10 protein-coding genes are annotated in these 19,751 nt (G+C 38.7%); 5 read left to right on the top strand and 5 right to left on the bottom strand.

All coding sequences use genetic code 11. The features are described from left to right. Nucleotides 1-54: 54 nt before the first annotated feature. Nucleotides 55-978: a hypothetical protein gene (locus H4J57_RS14175; protein WP_182243399.1), complete on the bottom strand. Its 924-nt coding sequence runs from the start codon at nt 976-978 to the stop codon at nt 55-57. Between the two features lie 367 nt (nt 979-1,345). Here H4J57_RS14175 and H4J57_RS14170 point away from each other — a divergent pair, with 367 nt between their 5' ends. From H4J57_RS14170 to H4J57_RS14160, 3 genes are all read left to right on the top strand, one after another. Continuing rightward, the gene (locus H4J57_RS14170; protein WP_182243397.1) at nt 1,346-4,876 is read left to right on the top strand and encodes a M36 family metallopeptidase; all 3,531 of its coding nucleotides are present in this window, start codon (nt 1,346-1,348) and stop codon (nt 4,874-4,876) included. 766 nt (nt 4,877-5,642) lie between these two features. Continuing rightward, the gene (locus H4J57_RS14165) at nt 5,643-10,154 is read left to right on the top strand and encodes an ExeM/NucH family extracellular endonuclease (protein WP_182243395.1); all 4,512 of its coding nucleotides are present in this window, start codon (nt 5,643-5,645) and stop codon (nt 10,152-10,154) included. Nucleotides 10,155-10,220: 66 nt separating this feature from the next. Further along, complete coding sequence (locus H4J57_RS14160) at nt 10,221-10,775, top strand: PEP-CTERM sorting domain-containing protein (protein ID WP_182171847.1); 555 nt, start codon at nt 10,221-10,223, stop codon at nt 10,773-10,775. 433 nt (nt 10,776-11,208) lie between these two features. On the opposite strand, the gene H4J57_RS14155 is transcribed toward H4J57_RS14160, so the two are convergent. Beyond that, nucleotides 11,209-13,275 carry a S8 family serine peptidase gene (locus H4J57_RS14155; RefSeq protein WP_182243394.1) on the bottom strand — a complete coding sequence of 689 codons (2,067 nt, stop codon included), beginning with the start codon at nt 13,273-13,275 and terminating at the stop codon, nt 11,209-11,211. A gap of 321 nt (nt 13,276-13,596) precedes the next feature. Then, entirely contained in the window at nt 13,597-13,905 is a 309-nt protein-coding gene (locus H4J57_RS14150) for a hypothetical protein (protein ID WP_182243392.1), read from the bottom strand. Between the two features lie 360 nt (nt 13,906-14,265). On the opposite strand from H4J57_RS14150, the gene H4J57_RS14145 reads away from it, so the two are divergent. Together H4J57_RS14145 and H4J57_RS14140 are read left to right on the top strand one after the other, a co-directional pair. Beyond that, on the top strand, nt 14,266-14,514 hold the full coding sequence (locus tag H4J57_RS14145; protein ID WP_182243390.1) for a hypothetical protein: 249 nt from the start codon (nt 14,266-14,268) through the stop codon (nt 14,512-14,514). Between the two features lie 24 nt (nt 14,515-14,538). Beyond that, on the top strand, nt 14,539-15,378 hold the full coding sequence (locus H4J57_RS14140) for a TonB-dependent receptor (protein ID WP_182243388.1): 840 nt from the start codon (nt 14,539-14,541) through the stop codon (nt 15,376-15,378). 493 nt (nt 15,379-15,871) lie between these two features. Here the strand turns inward: H4J57_RS14140 and H4J57_RS14135 are convergent, their stop codons facing one another. Continuing rightward, entirely contained in the window at nt 15,872-16,252 is a 381-nt protein-coding gene (locus H4J57_RS14135) for an STAS/SEC14 domain-containing protein (protein ID WP_182216019.1), read from the bottom strand. A 124-nt stretch (nt 16,253-16,376) separates the two neighbouring features. Then, the gene (locus tag H4J57_RS20130) at nt 16,377-19,730 is read right to left on the bottom strand and encodes a complex I subunit 5 family protein (RefSeq protein ID WP_182243386.1); all 3,354 of its coding nucleotides are present in this window, start codon (nt 19,728-19,730) and stop codon (nt 16,377-16,379) included. Between the last annotated feature and the right edge of the window lie 21 nt (nt 19,731-19,751).

Raw genomic sequence — 19,751 nt, 5'->3', positions numbered from 1 at the left:
CTTAAATAGGATGCGCCAGGGTAACTGGCGCATTTAACAAGTTAGTCAGTAAGATTACAAGCCAATAGCTAAGTCGCTTGCCAAAGTGCTTACCACTTCAGCGGCAGTTGCTGCAGCAATTTCAGCGTTAACCTGCTCAGTAACTACACGACTAATTTGGCTATTCACGTTTTGAGTAATAACACTTTGCGTATCGCTGGTAATTGAATTAACAATATTGGCATTAATACTTTGCTCCAAGACCTGTGTGGTTTGTGCTGCTGCATCTGCAGCGGCAATGTTTTGCAAATCTCCTGACAAACTCTGCGACAGTTGCGAGGAACCAGTTAAAGAGGTGGCGGTATCTAACGCACTGGCATTTTGTAAGCCTACTGACATATTTTCAAACATGCCTTGCGATAAATTCTGCGACAGCTGCGACGTATTAGCAAAAGACGTTTGGCTATCAAGGTTGGACGCCCTAGCAACCTCTTCAGGTTCAGCTAAGTCTTCACCAGGTGTCGCTTCACTCTCTTGGGGAATATCATCTTCTGGTAGCTCTGTTGTGCTTACTTGGGTAAGTGATTGGCTCAACGTGGCCGCAACACCAGCGGTTATATTGACAGTGCTTCCCGTATTATTTGTTAGGATCGCAACCATCTGATTATTGCTATCAAAAGCTTTAACGCTTGTTGCATTAACGCTATTACTGATTTGCTGCTCTGTTGGTTCGCTTTGCGCTGGTTCACTTGGAGAAGAGGCTTGCGGATTGTTGTCTGCGTTATTAGCCGTAACTTGTGTATTACTCGTTGCGGAACTGTCTGAATGTACCGACATTTGTGCTGAATTATCAGTGCTATCAACTCCTTGAGATAATTGAGTATTCTGATTAACTTGGGCGTCTTGATTAATTTGAATAGTGTTTGCTTGTGCAACACTTACCCAACAACTTAATCCGCTTACTACCAATACTTTTGCAATTTTATTTAATGAAGTCATGTTTGCTTCCTCTAAGGTTTGTTTATGTTAATGACACTTAGATAACGGATGATGTGGGATATTTATTCCAAGTTTATTTAAATAAAAATACAAATTTAAAGGTTTTGTTTTTTTTAAGTCTGTATATCAATATTTTAGGCTGGCTTTTTGTTTTACTTTTTTCCTCTACATAGATAAGCAGTAATAACACTGGGGGTTAATACCTAGTGTAAAAGAGGGAAATACCTGATTATTTTTTGTCTGAGAAATGGGCACCCTAACTAAGTAAATAATTTTCTTACCCATAAAGTGTCCATGAAAGCGAATGATGTTGACTTATATGTTTAATTATCATGCTCAAGGTCACAAATAATAAAAGGTGATTACAATGAAGAATACATTAATATCAAGTGCCATTGCTTTTGCACTGACTGTTCCGCTAAGCGTTATATCTAGTCAAGTTCATGCATCAACAAGCGATATCATTACTGGAAGTAATGCTGCTAATAAAATCTTAAATTTTGACGTTGCTGGTGTACCAAACGTTAATCAAATTCAAGATACGGGCCTAAATACTTTAATGAGTTTAAGCGCTGAGCAGGCTCAAGCCATCAGTCACTTTCAAGCAGCTAATCCAAACGCACAGGTAAATATCAATCAAGCAACAGGGACTGTTGATGCTATTACCGGCATGACCGTTAAAACGGCGGGTAACTCTGTTGAGAATATGGCGCGTAATTTCATTACCGACAATCAGCAAATTTTTGAAGGTTTAAGCAATGACCAACTGAAATATAATCGTAATCGCTCTAAAGCGGCATTAGGTGGACAAGTTGTTCGTTTCGATCAAGTTGTCGATGGTATTCTTGTTGATGGCAATGGTTTAGGTGTTGTTATTGATGGTAACAACAACGTTCGCGCCATTATGGGTCCTTATCAAAAAGATCTTACAGTAGCGGGTCAACCAGGATTGTCTGCTGATGATGCGGTGTTAATGGCAACGCGTAATCTTGTACAATTTCAAAAGAATATCCCCGCAGAGGCTATGTCAATACTAACCCCGGCCTATGAATTAATAGCAGCAGAACTAGGTGTGTTTAAAACACCAATACCAGAGCTACGCATAGTGCAAACGGCTGATAGCCATAGTTTAGTTTGGCAGTTTTATTACTACTCAACGAATCCTTTTGGCGTATTTAAATACATGGTTGATGCACAAACGGGTGATATAGTTTACCGTGAAGATCAAGTGCGCACGGCCGAAGAGCCACAACCAACCGATCAATTTGCTGATTATTTTCCGACTTTCCCACCAATCACCAAAGAATTACAAGACTCTTGTGAAATTGTTGATGCAGATGGCGGTTTAACGGGCACACCTGAAGGGTTATTGCGCATTAAATTAAGAAAATTTGATGAAACTAACCGAGTAACAGGTGTTGGTAGTGTATTAACGGGGACTAATGCACTTATTCTTAATGCTTCATCGAGCAAATTGCCATTCGCGCAAGCGGCTTTAGGCACTTATTATTTTGACCAAGACGCTGCACCTCTTTATGGCCGCGTTAATGAAAAAGATCATACTGCTGAGCCTGCACAGCAATTCGATGGTATCAGTCAATTTATATATATCACTAACTTAATGGAATATTTAGACTATTTGCACAAAGATGGTGACGATGTTCATGCTAGAGGGTTTGGCAGTGGTAGTTTTCCTGATCAATACCCTAATGAGTCAACGCCTTTAGTAGGTGTCGTTCATATACCTAACGTGTTTATGGCACTAGAAGCTCAAGATATAGACTTTAGTGATCCTGAGCTTTTAAATAAAATAGTAAACTTAGATAATGCTTTTGCTATACCACTTACACAAGAAATTGGTGGTCAGGAAGTGGTTGTTAACCCAACATTTTATGGTCATGGTTATTACTTTAACAACTTAGCAATAGATTTTAGTGTACCAATGCACGAAGGTACGCATGCGACTATCACACCTATTGCTGGCTTTGAAGGTAGCCCTGAAGGTGGCGCCTTGAACGAAGGGCAAGCCGATTTATGGGCTTATACTATAGGTGAAACACCTGATTTAGGTAGTTACCCGGTTGCAGGTTGTGGGTTAAGAGACTTATTACGCGAAAATGGTACAGATCCTGATTCTTTTGAATATATTCGTAGTGGCCAAAGCCAATTACGTTATTCACAATTAGGTACACGCGAAGACGACTTTGAAGTACACAGAGATGGCGAAATATATGCCGGCGCGATGTGGGACTTACGAGAAATTATGTTAGAGATGTATCCAGCTAACGACTTTGCTCGCCCAGATCCAACAACGGGTGATGCAACACAGTTAACCAGTTTAGGTAAAGAAACGTGGGAACGTATTTTCCTTGGCTCTATGTATATTTTAGGTGTTACTGCGCCAGATACCTTTGTTAAAGCGCGAGATGCGGCATTAACAGCTGACGCTATGCTATATCCAACTGACTCTGTTAATGTTGATCGTGAATCTCTAGGTCAACATCATGCTATTATTGAACGTGTATTTGCCGCTCGTGAATTAGGATTAAACGCTTCAGCTCCATTAGGTGGTGTGCAGATGATTTCAACAGCGGTAAGTGAATTTACTGCGGGTCAAGTAGCGCCAGCTGCGCCACAAAATATTGTAGCGAGTATTACCAACCCAGACACAATAGATGTCACTTGGAATGAAGTAGATAATGCCATTGGCTATCAAATATTAAAGCGTAAAGGTGGCAGCCCAGCTCGTTTATTCGCTGGTGTACCGGGTCGTGAATATGTCGACGGCGATATAGAAAATATTGGCTATACCCATGTTGAATTTGTAACGGGTGCCAGTTACAGCGATAAAGGACAAGGTTTTGGTCGTGGCGCAGGTCAAGGTATTGATGCTTATGATTATCAATATGTTGTTCGTGCTATTAAAGTTAACGCTTCGGGTCAAGTTGGTTTTTCTGATTTGTCAGGTACGGCGAAAACTAACTTGAAACAAAGAAATGTCACTAAGAAAGTTACCACGCGGATCGATAATGTTTCTTTTAGTGAAGGTTTATTTTCTTTTGATAATATCTTAACAAATAATGCTTCGCATGATTTGTTTGGGCCGTTAAAGTTTAATATTGTCTCAATTAGTAGCCCTGATGTAACTGTAGCTAACGCTAAAAGTGGCACAGGTCAAAATGGCGATACTGCGACGTTTATTTATGACGAATCTTTATCATCACAAATGGACTCTTCAGCGATTAACTTTATCTTTAACAACCCGATGGCTGAGATGTTTACCTTTAAAGCTAAAGTGTTTGCTCAGATAGAGAAACCTTCAGTTGCGGCTAATGGTAGCCAAAAACCGATGGATTCATCTGCGGGTGCAGATCGTACTGTGGTTTATCATAATATCTCTGAGCATAAAGGCTTAGTTGCTATTGGCACTACAGACGTAGAAGTTGCTGACGGTGTTGATTATGTTGATGTGGTATTTACTGCAGAGACAAGTGCACAAAGTATTGTTGCAACCTTAACAGCAGATACTGAAGTGGGGGGAGCCATTCCAGATTTGGATTTCTCAATGCTCGACAGTGACGGCAATGTCATGGTTACATCTGGTAACTTAGGTCCTTCAGAGCAGGTAGGTAGTACGGTTGTTGGTGGTGAAAGCTACACTCTACGTGTTAAAGGTTATGCCAATGGTCCAACTCAATTTACTATTGTGTTAGACCAAATGGTACTAAATGAATCAGATGCGAGTACCGAAGCAAGTACTGCTGAGTCTGCTGTAGGTTCTGTGGAGCTAGTTGAGTTTGTAGTAAACCCAGCTAATGGCACGATTATGGTCGTCGAACCTGAAGATGCGAAGTCAGTAACTGCTGCGCCAATGATGGGTACAACAGCGACACTTTAATCATTTACTAAAAAAGTAATAGCCCACTTAGTGATATAAGTGGGCTTTTTTTTGCCTTTTTTTTGCTGAAAGTGTTTTGCCACCCACCAAAAAAATATCTTATTAATTAGCAATCAACGAGAAGAGAAGATACAAATATACTATTTGAAATAAATAGTGCATCCATTATTTAATTATCCATCCTGATGGTCAAGTGGCTACTACTTTTAAGCAGAATTGTTAAGTTAAACAGGCTTCTATTTCATTGTTTGTTATTTGACCACTTAGTCAGTTTATGGCATATTTTACTTTAATGTGATTTTTAATATAAATATTTTATTAGGTTATTCATTAAAATGTCATATTTTAGGGAAATAATAGCCATACATAAAACAACAATATAAGAATGTAAAATGGAGTTTAGATACACAGATTTATCTTTTTTTATATTTTCTCTTTTCTCTAAGACTGGAAAGTTTTATTCATTCATTTTATCCACCCTATATTGCTCTCTATCATTGAAAATAATCGTTTCAATTTATTATTTGCACTACCCATTTTTACTAAAATCGCTAAGCGATTATTTCTTAAAATCTTTATTCAAAGAAAAGATGTTAATTACGGGCAGTAATTATAAAACCTTTATCATTCTAAATTATAGACAATACGCCCAAAAAAAAATTAATTACGATGTGAATGAGTGGTTTACAAAAATATTGAATCAAATGGCTAAGTGCAAATACATAGCACTTTAATAAAAATAATAAACGTAATATGGATAAATAAAATGAAAAAAAATCGATTAGCCTTACGACCCAAAATCATGGCTGTTCCCCCTAACAATCACAACCCCAAACGTTGCTTAAAAAAAGTGATGCTTATGTCTGCATTATGTTTTTCTATGACACAAACAGCGTTTGCAGCAGATGTTTTTATTAACGAAATACACTACGACAATGCAGGATCAGACGTAGGTGAAGCAGTTGAAATCGCTGGTGTTGCAGGAACAGATTTAACCGGTTGGTCAATTATTTTATATAATGGTAGTAATGGAACTAGCTATAGCTCTGTAAGCCTGTCTGGCATTATTCCTGATCAACAAGGAGGCTTTGGTACGCAATTTTTTACAAAGTCGGGTATACAAAACGGCGCACCTGATGCATTTGCATTGGTAGATAATCTTGGTGTTGTCGTTGAATTCTTAAGTTATGAAGGAACGTTAACAGCCACAAATGGTGCAGCAAATGGCTTAACAAGTATTGATATTGGTGTTGCTGAAACCAGTAGTACACCTACGGGTTATTCACTACAGTTTGATGGTTCAACTTGGCAAGGAGCTAATGCAAATACATTCGGCGCAGTAAATACAGGCCAAACATTTGATGACAGTGGTGATAGTAACAACGGTGATAATAGTGGTGGCGGCAATGTGGACGATGGTGCCAGTGGCAGCGTCTGTGTTAACTGCCCAGATCTAGAAAAAGTTGCTAACTCGACCAATTTTGACGATGCCACTTATTATGAAGATGTAATTTTGGCGATTAATGGCGGACATGGTACTACCGCAATTAAAGGGGAAATAACCACCGCAATAAGTCAAAATCACAAAGACCTAAGTTATGCAGAGGTTTGGACCGCATTGACTGAAACTGATGAAGACCCGTCAAATTCAGATAACGTAATCTTATTCTATCGTGGTATTTCCAAAGCTAAACTTTCAAACGGCAGTGGCCCAGCTTCTAGTGATCCAGAAAACTGGAACAGGGAACATGTATGGGCGAAAAGTCATGGTGGTTTTAGTAGTGAAAGTCAGTCTGGCTATACAGATATCCATCACCTAAGACCTACTGATATTTCAGTTAACAGCACAAGAGGCAATTTAGATTTTGATAGTGGTGGGTCTGAAATTGGAGAGGCGCCTGGTAATAAGGTTGACAGCAATTCATTCGAACCTAGAGATATAGTAAAAGGTGATGTCGCACGAATGGTCTTTTATATGGATGCGCGATATGAAGTAGCCGACGCTAACATGCCAGATTTGCGCGTTGTGGAAAGTACAAATACCAGTGGGCCTGAACTTGGCAGGTTATGTCGTTTAATTGAGTGGCATAATGCAGATCCAATTGATGCCTTTGAGCAAAAACGAAACAATACCATTTACGAATATCAAGGAAATCGTAATCCTTTTATTGATCACCCTGAATGGGTAACAACTCTATATGGTAGCGAAGCCTGTAACTCTGACGGCGGCGGTGATACTGGCGGCGGTGATATTGGCGGTGGCGATACTGGCGGTAGCGATATTGGCGGTAGCGATACTGGCGGTGGAAATAATGGCGGCAGTACATCAAATATATTTATTAATGAAATTCACTATGACAACGCTGGCGGTGATATTGGTGAATCGATTGAAATAGCGGGTCCTGCTGGAACTGATTTAACCGGTATGAGTTTGGTTCTGTACAATGGTTCAAACGGAACCACATACAAAACAGAAGTATTGGCTGGCATATTGGCAAACCAACAGAATGGCTTTGGCACCTTGTCATTTGACATTGCAGGTATGCAAAATGGCGCACCAGATGGTATAGCGCTTATTGATAGTAATGGCAGTGTTCTAGAATTCATAAGTTATGAAGGTTCGTTAACTGCTACCAATGGTCCTGCAACTGGCATTACTAGCACAGATATTGGTGTTTCAGAAGTAAGTAGCACAGTGGTTGGTTTTTCTCTTCAGTTAGCGGGTATAGGTTTTACTTCCGCAGACTTTACTTGGCAAGGCGCAGCTGAAAATACATTTAACAATGTAAATACCAATCAAACGTTTTTGGCGGGTAGTGTCTTTATTAATGAAATTCACTATGACAACGTCGGCGGTGATACTGGAGAAGCGATTGAAGTTGCCGGTCCAGCAGGAACCGACTTATCAGGTTTGAGTTTAGTGCTTTACAACGGTTCAAACGGAACTACATACAAAACAGTTGATTTGTCTGGTGTGTTGACTAATCAACAAGCTGGATTTGGAACCCTGTCATTTGACATCAGCGGCATCCAGAATGGTTCTCCTGACGGCATTGCTCTGATTGATAACGACGGAACTGTCATTGAATTTTTAAGTTATGAAGGCTCACTTACCGCTACTAATGGTCCCGCAAGCGGAATGATTAGCACGGACATAGGCGTTTCAGAAACAAGTAATACTCTTGCTGGTCTTTCTTTACAGCTTGGCGGAACGGGTTACAGTTCAGCTGATTTTACTTGGGAAGATGTCAATGCTAATACATTCAATAATGTAAATACAAATCAAACCTTTGGTTCTGGTGGTGATACTGGCGGCGGCGGCGATAGTGATAGTGATGGTACACCAATGCTAATAGGTCAGTGTTCAGATCCATCGACGTTTATCCATGATATCCAAGGCAATGCTGATGTTTCACCTTTAGTAGGCCGAAACCTTGTCGTTGAAGCTATCGTAACATCAGTGTTACCAGCACTTGACGGGTTCTTTATACAAGAAAGCGATACAGATGTTGATGCGGATCCGTTAACTTCAGAAGCACTGTTTGTCTTTAATACGGCCAATACAATTACACCATCAAATGGTGATCTAGTCCGTGTTGCTGGTAATGTTTCAGAATTCTTCGGGCGAACGCAATTATCGCCAGCACAAGATCTTATTATTTGTGGAACGGGTAGTGTATCTACTACGACCTTATCCTTGCCCTTTACCTCTGTTGAACAACCTGAAGCATTAGAAGGAATGTTGGTTAGTAACGCCGATTCACTTACCGTTAGCGATAATTATAACCTAGCCAAATTTGGCGAAGTTACGCTATCTAGCAGTAGATTGTTTGTGCCAACTAACATACATTTGCCTGGTTCGGCTGAAGCTGTAGCACTGGCGAATGAAAACTCCTTGAACCGAATTATTTTAGACGATGGTGTTAATGGCTCATATCCTGAGCAAATAATCTTCCCTACTGGAGGCTTATCGGCTGACAACAGCTTACGCATTGGCGACTTAGTTACTGAGTTAACTGGAATAATTGATTATAGTTTCAGTAATTACAGAATAATTCCAGTAGTAGCTCCTACGTTTGTAAATGACAACATCAGACTCGCCCAACCGGAACTGTCGCCATCTAACCTTAAAATAGCTAGCTTGAACGTTTTAAATCTATTTAATGGTGATGGTCAAGGTGGAGGTTTCCCAACAGCAAGGGGCGCAGATACCGCTGAAGAGTTAGAGCGTCAATTTGCTAAAACCGTGGCTGCAATTGTCGCTATTGATGCCGACGTTATTGGTTTAATGGAAATCGAAAATGATGGAGTAGACGCCAACAGTACATTAGCTCAATTAGTTGCGCGTATTAATGCCGTTGTGGGTGCAGATACCTATGCATTTGTTAACACGGGAGGAACCATTGGCACCGATGCGATTGCAGTTGCGCTTCTTTATAAACCTAGCAGTGTTTCAGCGTCGGGTAATGCCATGTTAAATAACAACGGCATATTTAATCGACCTCCGTTAGCTCAAATATTTACGCTAAACAATAACGGTTCAGCTATAACCGTTGTTGTTAACCACTTTAAATCTAAAGGGGGTTGTAGCAGAGCTTCAGGTGCAGACCAAGATCAGAACGATGGACAAGCCTGTTTCAATGCAAAAAGGGTAGCGCAGGCCAACGAACTGATGAATTGGTTAGCGACTGATGCGACATTGAGTCTGCAAGAAGATGTGCTAGTGATGGGTGATTTGAACGCTTATGCAATGGAAGATCCAATCAGAGCATTTACAAGTAACGGTTTCACTAACCTCATTCATCAATTTGCAGGCGAACAAGCCTATTCTTACCTCTTTGGTGGTGAAGTGGGTTACCTAGATCATGCCCTAGCGAGCAGTAGTTTATTAACCAAAGTGGTTGATACAACAGAATGGCATATTAATGCAGATGAACCTTGTGTTCTTGATTACAACACTGAACTTTGTGGCTCTGGTTTTAGCCATCCGGATAAAACGGCTGATCAGTTAGTTAGCTTATATGACAATAATGCTTACAGAATGTCTGACCATGATCCTGTTATCGTTGCATTCGATTTTACACCTGCAGCAATCCAAGGCGATTTTGATGGAGATGGCGATATTGATATCAATGATTTACGCGGTTTGATGCGTGCAATACAGTTTGGACAAACGATCGATTTAGCGTTTGACCTCAATAATGATGGGGCCGTATCTATGATGGATGTTCGCGTTATGATGAGTTTATGTACTCGCACTCGCTGTGCGGCTAATTAGGCTAAATTGCTTAAAACAGACAAACAATAAAACAAACAAAATTAAATTAAATTAAAAGGTAGTAAAATGAAGAAGTTATTAATAGTAGCAACGTTAATATTGTGTGCAACGTTTGGTGGAAACGCTAACGCCGGACTAATTACTCTTTCAGCAGACCAAAGTGATGTTTTGGTTAGCGAAATGATGGAAATTACCTTAAATGCCACGGGTTTTGACGAATTTGATGTATTTTCTTTAAATGTTAATTTTGATACAAGTGTCTTTAGTTTTTTACCCCTTACGTTTACAACCGAACTTTCAACTACTTTTATGTTGTGGAATCAAGTTGGAAATGGCGTAGCTATTGGATTTGTTGATTTTATTCCATCGAGTGGTGATTTTTTATTAGGAAAGTTCACATTGCAGGCAATAGAAGCAGGGACGACCGATTTTTCTCTAGTGGTAAATGAATTTACCTTGAGTGACCCATTTGATATGTTCGCTGTTGCAACGCCTGTTAACGCTGATGCATTGGGTCAAGTATCTTCATCAGTAACCGATGTTCCTGAGCCGTCTACATTAGCAATATTTGCGTTAGGGCTGATGGGATTAATGACGAGGTCTTTAAAGAAAAAATCTTAATTTAGGTTTTAATCTTTGATTATAAAAGCGCTAATCGTCATGATTAGCGCTTTTTTTATCCGTTATTTAATTGGTGTTAGTGATAAAAACCCGTAAACTTTTGTCAGCTGAAGTTATAATCAAACTAAAGGTCTTAACGCTCGTTTTATTGGATATCGACGGTATTACGCTATTAATTGTTAACATTCATCTTTACGTTCGTGTTAATAAACCTTTTTGATACTCATCTAGTACATTACAACGTATCGCTTTTTTGGCTTTAGTGAGCGTTAAAGGTAGTGACTCTACTGTCTTATTTGCGCAAGAAACGCTAAACGAGAAAATAGCATTGATGATTAATGACTAGGTTGAACAAAATAGAGAAAATAAATAAAAATTAGCCATAAAAAAAGCCGCTAGGTTTATCTAGTGGCTTAATACTTAAACTAAATTATTAATCATTAGTTTCAAGTTTTGATGTTGTTACTTCAATCGTATAGTCAGTAGCTACTGAAATATAACCATTAACGCGTAGCGTATAAAGTCCGCCGCTAGTTGGGCGAAAGTTAATTTCTTCTGGGTTATCTAAAGAGGCGCTGTTAGCGACAACTTCACCCGCTTCGTTAAGCAAGTCAAAATCTAAATCTGCAACACCTGACCAGGTTAACACAGCATTAAGCATAGAAACGTTGTCTGTCAGCTGTATATCATGGTCTGACACTTCCATATTTTCATATGACGGGCCAACTGAACCGGCGAAGTTACTGTCAGTTTTGATAATAACTGCAGCTGAGTCGACTAATTGACCGTCGAGTAAAATACCGTCAAATGAAACTGTACCGTTAATGCGTTTAAGACTTATGCTATGAACACTATCGGTAGATAAATCTCTAAATGCAACGGTTTTAACTTGACGTTGAGGTGAATAATAATCTAATAAACCTTGGCTTTTACCATCAAGAAATAATTCGGCATGACCTTTTCTATTATTAGTTATATATTTTAATTGAACGCTATCACCAATGAAATCAAAGCTAATTTGCGCGTTTCTACGTCGTGTTTGCTTAAAGGTGCCATCTGACGATAAGGTACTATTTTTTACAGCCCAACGTTTTTTGTAATTAATATTGTTATCAGTTTCAGAAACTTCAGACCAAACTCCCTGGCTAGACCAACCAGTTTGTCCGTTAAGAAATTCTGCTCTTTCGCCGGTAGTAACTATGGCCAAATCTACAGCCGCTTTTACGTTAATATGACCTGCACCCACTTGATGAACTTTATAACCCGGCATTTCATCTGCGCTGTCTTTTAAAATTTGTTCAACTTGATCGGGTGATAACAGGGGATTCACTTCCAACAATAAACCGACCACACCAGCAACAAAGGGGGTCGCCATTGACGTACCACTCATACTTGCGTAGTACAGGTGATATTCTGGATGTGCAGGGTCGATAATAGGACCTGCAGCGCCCAATGGCGTGTTAAGTGCTCGTGTTGATACAATCGCGCTACCTGGGGCAGTAATATCAGGTGTTTTAATCCAGTCACCTTCAACGCCTCGACTTGAAAAATCAGCTAATTGACGGTCTGTTGTGCCAGCTGCGACGTTAATAACCCATGGTGCAATGGCATATTGATTAAGGGTGTTGTCATCTGGACCACTATTAGAAGCGGCAAAAGTCACTACGATGCCTTTTTTGTAAGCTTGATAAGAAGCTTGATTGGTTGGATTATTCGGATCAAAGCTTGCGCCGTCACCTCCACCCCAACTGTTAGTTATTACATCTATGCTATAACGTTCACTATTAGCGATTGCATAATCAAAGCCAGCAATAGCATAAAGAATTGAAATCGCTTCACCAGCTCCTAGACCCACCAAGGTTGCTTTTGGGGCGATGCCTGCCTGGTAAAAACTTCTACGTTCATCATCTCTTGATGCTTCACCGCTACCAGCAACAGTGCCGCCAACATGTGTACCGTGTCCTGAACTCGTATCAGTATTTGGCACACCTTCTAAAAATAAGTTCTTACCACCAGCAAAATCAAGGTCACCAGCAATTTTAACATTTTGGATAGTTTTCTCACCGAGTAATAAATCAGGGTGTGTTGCATCAACACCTGAATCTAGTACTGCAATCGTTGAACCTTCACCATAAACACCATAATCGTCATGTACTAGATGACCACTGGTAATTTCGCCAGAGTTATAGTTGTAATATTCTAAAGGCGCATCAAAATAAATACTCTTAACCCGTGAATCTTTAGCTAAAGTATTGATTTGGCTTCGAGTTAAAGAAGTTCCCGCCATAGGTAATACTTTTAACGCTAAATAAGGAACGTTTAAAGCTGTCATAACATTATCGAGTTCATTGTAATGGTGAGTTGAAACAATTACTTTAGTACTTTGAACTAAAGTGGGTAACAACGTTTGTAATTTCGAGCCAATAAGCGCATCAGCATTAACATTAAATGTGGTCGCAGCAAGTACACTAACCGATAGTGCCAAAAGTGTCTTTTTCATTTTCTTATACCTTTTGAATGATTATAATTTTGAATGATTTTAATTTCATTAACTTAGCTACTGTGCATAATTTTTTTGAGCGTTATAATCGGGAAGAACCCCTAGGTCACTGTGATAAAACTACTTAGCAATTATTTTAACCGGCTTAAAAGGGAGTGATGAAATAATAATGGTGACTTATATATCGGTCAGGCTTGATAAAATTAATACCTGTAACTTAATGAAAATCATAATAATTCATTGAGTTAATAGCGGGGCTTGTCGAATGAATAAATACAGGAGACTACTTATGGAAATGTTCAAAAACTATGAGTTTAATCGTTAAGCCGTTTTATTACCTTGCTGTCGATTTGATTTCTTGGTTGATAAATGAACACAGCTACTTTTTTTATTTGGACACCGCTTGGTATATTTATTTTTCCTATTCTTATAGGGGTTTTTACGTTTCGCTATAAAATCAATAGTTGACCCGTCATCTATTTGATAAATTTCAGAGTTAAATGCTTTAGCCTGTTGAATTAAAGGGAGTAACGAAAATTGTGATATTGAACTAATAAATACACCTGTATTGGTATTAATTATTTTTATAATCAATACACTAATAATCATAACAGCAATTTTATTTCTCATGACTTTATTTCTTTTAACGTTTTATACCACCAATCTACTGTGTACTATTTAGTTTGACGCTATAATCCGGAAAAACCCCTAGCTGAGGTTGATAAAATCACTTAGCCGTATTTTTATTAGCCTGGTGCTAATATCCAGCACGAGGCATACCATAAAACAGCGTGTGATTTTGAATTAAATCATTGGTTTCACTTTATGCTTTTCGCTAGGGTGACCCGCTTTATTTGGGTGATATACACATTAATCAGCTTGGTGTTTTTAGGGAAAACCTCTAAACTTTAAAGTAAACGTAGAGACACTTTAGATGGTAATACGGTCAAGCGGTCCAGCTTTAGTCATTAATTTTGTCAACGACTTGGTTTGATATCATTATTTTTATTTACTGGCATAAGCTCTGCTGAAACGAGTTTTGAACAACAACAATCTATTTTTGAACTATCACTAGCAGAGCTGTTAAACGTGAGGGTTGATATTGCTTCTTATACTTCTGAACGGATTCTTCAAACTCCTGCAATAGTATCCCGCTATGATCAAAATGATTTAACCTTGATGGGTATTAACAGCCTGAAAGATATGTTGTCGTTTATCCCTAGCTTTGTTCCCCAATAAAACCTAGCGGGGGACACGCCCGTAATGATCAGAGGAATAGTGGAAGCCTTTAACCAAAAAATCCTCTTCATAGTCGATGATGTTCCTTATTGGATGCCATTACATTCTGAAATACCGCTCTTAGGTATTCCTATCGAGGCTATTAGCCATGTCGAAGTTATAAGGGGACCTGGTGCTATTTATTATGGTACCAATGCTTCTGCAGGTGTTATTAAAATCGTCACTAAACAAAAAGCGGGCAACAGCCTAGCCGTAAATTATGACTCTAATCAAAAACTCAATGTTGGCGGTTATTACTTTCACGCTTTTAATGATGACTCTCATTTTTCATTAGGTGTTGAGTCTCAAAAAGATAACGGTTTTACCAGTTACTTCGAGGGCACACCGCAACCCCCTTCATTTCCAAAGGGTAAATCAGATTTTGATAATATTGTTATAACAGAAGAAATGACCTCTGTGCTAGCACGCTTTCGCTATTATAGTTTTAATATCAACTTTCAAACGTTTGAATCAATGACCAATGATACTGACGAACCAACCCCTTTAAGCATCGCGACACAAAGAGAGCATAAGGGGTATTTATTGCATATGGATAAAAGTTGGCAGTTTGAACACGCCAATATGCAAGTTTACAGTGAATATAATCAATTTTATTTACAATTCGTCTCACGAAATGTACTTAGTTTGGGCAATGACGGAGGATTTCGCTTTGATAATAATGGTGACAACAATACCCGTTGGCGAACTGGAGTCACTTTTGATTATCATTGGAATAATCATTTAACGCTAAATAGCGGTATGGAGTTTGAAAAGCGTCGCATTGAAAATTACAATTTATTCAAAGAGGTTTCAGTAACAATCTAGTCAGTTTTTTAATTCAGGCAGTTTTGATCGAAGTGGTATTGAATTGGATTATCAACGTGTTTTAAAAAACTACACGGTATTTGCTAATTTTGCTTATAGCCACTAAGGAAACAGGGAAATATCTGATGATAAATTAGCTGCAATTGTCCCCAGGTTTATCACAGCTTTTGGTCTATCATATCCTTGGGATACGCGACAAACTTTGGGATTTTCATTACGCACGATCAGCAAGCGAAATAAAGCGCAAGCCTCATATTTACTTAATGCGAATTATAATTATAAAACCGAGCGATATTCGTTGTTCTTTACAGTAAAAAACTTACTGGGGGAAAAGATTGTTTATCCAGATACTCAAGATTTTGTAGCAGAACACTTAATTGAAGGTGATAATAATATAAATCTGTCGTTATCACTAAAATATTTATTTTAGTGTACGACAACTCAGTTACAACTTATCTTGAATTTCAAATAAAAACTAAACAAACACTTTGTATTAAATCTGTTTGTTTAACCAAACTAATGCATCGTCTTCATTATCAAAATACTCTATATTTTGAACCGCTTTGGAGGGCACCCATTGTTGGTCAATACTTTTTATTACCTGCGAAGTAATAACGATAGCTTTTGCTACCATATTTTGACCATTGAGCCACTCATTAAACTTATTAGAGATATTAAATGCGTCTGGCGTAGCACCATCCAAGTTTGAAAGATCAACAAGTATCAGAAACTTATTTTGATTGAGCGACTTAATTATTGCTGATGTCTTTTGCGAGACTTCTTCAGCACCATACTCATTAAAAGATCCTTTCAACGTTATATGTATAATATTTTCTTTTAAAATTATTGTGTTATCACCATGCTCTATCGTCAATTTGGTACTCCAATAACATAACCATTTATTAGTCGTGTTTAGTTAATAGACTAAAGTCCTGCATTGTAACTGAATTATTGTAAATATCGCTGTTTATCTTTCATTAGACGATGGCACATTACATTTAAACGCTAAACGCTACTAATAATAAAATACAAACACCGATTAAAACGACTGACACATAGGTTGACTGCATATTCAGTGGCATGACTTCCTGAGGTGAGAGCTTTTTATTAATAAAAGATTTCAGTTGAGCCATTAAGCCTAGATCAATAGCTTTCTCTTGCTCAATATTTGCTATTAGCTTTTCGTTTGTTGAGAAAGGCTTATTTATCGCTATTAGCTTGAATGCATCGAGGCTGAAAATTACGCGTCCGTCTAGTTTAAAGGTCACCAGTAATTTATAGACAACAACGGCAAGAAATATCGGGATTAACGATGATATAAAGCTGTTTATGGTCACCAGTGATAATAAACTGGTTAAGGTGTACTTTTCATTAAGTAAATACCAAGGCGCTAACAGCACTAGTAGGGTGTTAACTAGGCAAACAACCAGTAATGGGTATTGAGGTTTACTGTCATGAGCGCTATTTTTCTGACCTTTATAGTAAGCCATATGGATAAAACGGCACATTAATAGTCCGGTAAATAATGCACTGACAATAATTGCATATTTTAAATAAGGTAAGTCACTCAACAAATTTTTGACTTCATTTTTAGCGAAAAAACCACTGGTAAAGGCTGCCCCAACCAAGGATAACGCAGGTAATATCATGGTGATATAAGTCATACCACGTAAATAGACTGGCGTATTACTTTGTTTATTTAATAGTGGCGTAATTCCCACAGATAAAAATAAAGCCGACTTAGCTAACCCGTGATGAATAGCATAAAAAATAATAGCCGTGGTCATTGCATCTCTAAGTGCTGGAAAGACTAATATCACACCAAAACAAGCAGATAATATGCCCATTTGGCTTACCGTAGAATAGGCAAGTACCGCTTTAGGATCCTTTTGACTCATGCCCTTTATTGCCGCATAAAAGGCGCCAAGGGCACCAATGGCAATAGTCAGTAAACCTAACTGAGAGAATGTGGCCAAATCATCTGCTTGAAAAGGGAAAAACTTAAGCCAACCAATCATACCGGCTTTTACCATAAAACCACTTAATAAGGCACTAGCGGGCACCGCAGCAACAGGGTGTGCAAGAGGTAACCAAGAATGGAAACCAAACAAGCCAATTTTTATACCAAAACCAACAATCAGCATCAGTCCCATAAATTGTAATAACGTTGGGCTAACAGTGTGTTGGGTTAAGTCCATATAATTGAGAATACAAAAAGCACTAAAAATAGCAACTTCACCGATAATGACCCACTTTATATAGACATTAGCGGCTGATATTGCGGCGGCTGTTTTATCTCTAATAATGAGCACATAAGACGACAAACTCATAAAAGTAAAAAAGGTCAAAAATCCAAACATGTCTGTGCTCAGTACTAAACCAAAACTACTGGCCATGGCGACACAAAATAACGCCATAAAGTTAGATTTATTATTACCCAAATGAGGATAAAATAAAGCATACGTTGAGCTTAGTAACCATAATAGCCCCGCCAGCAATAGAAAACCTTGGCTGAGCTTATCAAGTGAAAGTTCACTACCAAAAAATAAGAACGGTATGCTTTGAAAATAATATTCAGGTTGTAAGCCTAAATAAATAGCAGGAATGGCGCAAAGTGGCATTAAATAGGTAAGTTTGATAGCTTTGGGGCGTATGATAATTAATGCTGCTAATATCAAGGGTAATATAATAGACCAAACTAACCAGCTTGACATTTGCTGAGGTAAAATCGACGATTGCAAAAGAGTTGTTGTTTGATTAAACCCAATAGATTCAGAGGTTGCGATCAGCTTTGACCAGCTTAATGCACTGTATTGACTATTAGCGAATAATCCCGCCAAAATAGCAAAAGTTATGGTAACAACCGGTGGTAAAAGCATCATCCAATGTGCTTCTAGCGTTGGTTTGTTCTCTACATGGTTTTGATGCTCAGTATGTGGCTCTGCAGGTAATTCTGCGTGTTGGGTAGCATGTACCGGTGTGGATAATTGTCTTGGTAAACTGGCGTGCTCGGTATCTTGATTCTCTTGTGATGGAGCAAGGAACCATGCGCGATAAACCAAAGGTAAGAAATAAATTGCGTTTAATAAACTACTACCCGCTAGCACTGCTATTACCCAAGAATTACCTGTTTCAATAGCGCCAACACCAAGGTACCACTTAGAAACAAAGCCCGCGATTGGCGGTATACCAATCATGCCTAAAATTGCGATGGTAAAAGCAGTCATGGTGATCGGCATTTTTTTAGCAATGCCATTTAACTGGCTAACTTTATAAATGTGATGTGTTTCAGCCAGCAGACCAGCACAAAAGAACATAGTGATTTTCATTAGCCCTTGATGCACTAAATGCATAATAGCGCCAACGGCCGCAATAGGGCCGGCGAGTGCTATGCCTAGCGTTATATATGACACCTGACTAACCGTTGAATAAGCAAGACGCTTTTTTATATCATCTTGATAAATAGCCCTAACCGAACCATAAATAATGGTAAAACATGCAAAGACCAACAGGACTTGTAAAACACCTAAAGAACTTGCTAGGTCGACGCCATACACATCATAAACCACACGTATAATGCCAAAAGCTCCAGCTTTTACTACCGCTACAGCATGCAGTAATGAGCTAACCGGTGCGGGTGCTGCCATTGCACGAGGTAACCAACCATGCAGTGGAAATAAAGCCGCTTTAACGCCTAAACCTATCATCAGCATAACAAAAATAATAGTGATGGTGGACGGGTCAATATTGGGGGTATTAAGTAAGATATCTGGCGTTGAAAAATCTAAAGCACCCGCGATAGACTTTAACCAGACAACCGCAACCATTAAGATAGCGCCACCGATCATCGTATAACGTAAATAGGTTTTACCAGATTTCAACGAATCGTCATTACCTTTATGAACAATTAATGGGTATGTCGCTAAGGTAAGGAGCTCATAAAAAATTAAAAAAGTAATTAAATTACCCGCTAAAGCGACTCCTAAGGTTGAAAAAACACAGAGACTGAAAAAGCCAAAGAATCGACTTTTGTGTTTCCCTTTCTTAAAGTAACCCACAGCATAAATAGTGGTAAAAAACCATAACACGCCCGATAGTGTCACAAAGGCTAAAGACAGAGCATCAGCTTTGAGTACTAAGTTAATATCAGGTAATAGCGGTAATCTTGTTTCAAATACAGCGCCTTGAGAAACGCCCAAGAGCATTATGCCAATTAAGATAATATTAATTGCCGCACTCGTTAAATTAACAGATGTTCTGAATTTTTCATTTTTCTCATCGATGACCATCATCAAAATGCCGGTACTAAAGGCAACGATTAAAATAATAAGCGGTAGCCAGTCGTTTAACATGCTAATTGTCCTTGAAGCTCA

Source organism: Colwellia sp. BRX8-7 (genome assembly GCF_014077275.1).
Lineage (GTDB): Bacteria > Pseudomonadota > Gammaproteobacteria > Enterobacterales > Alteromonadaceae > Colwellia_A.
Note: the sequence above shows the minus strand (reverse complement) of the source record. Positions and strands in the feature narration are given on the sequence as shown.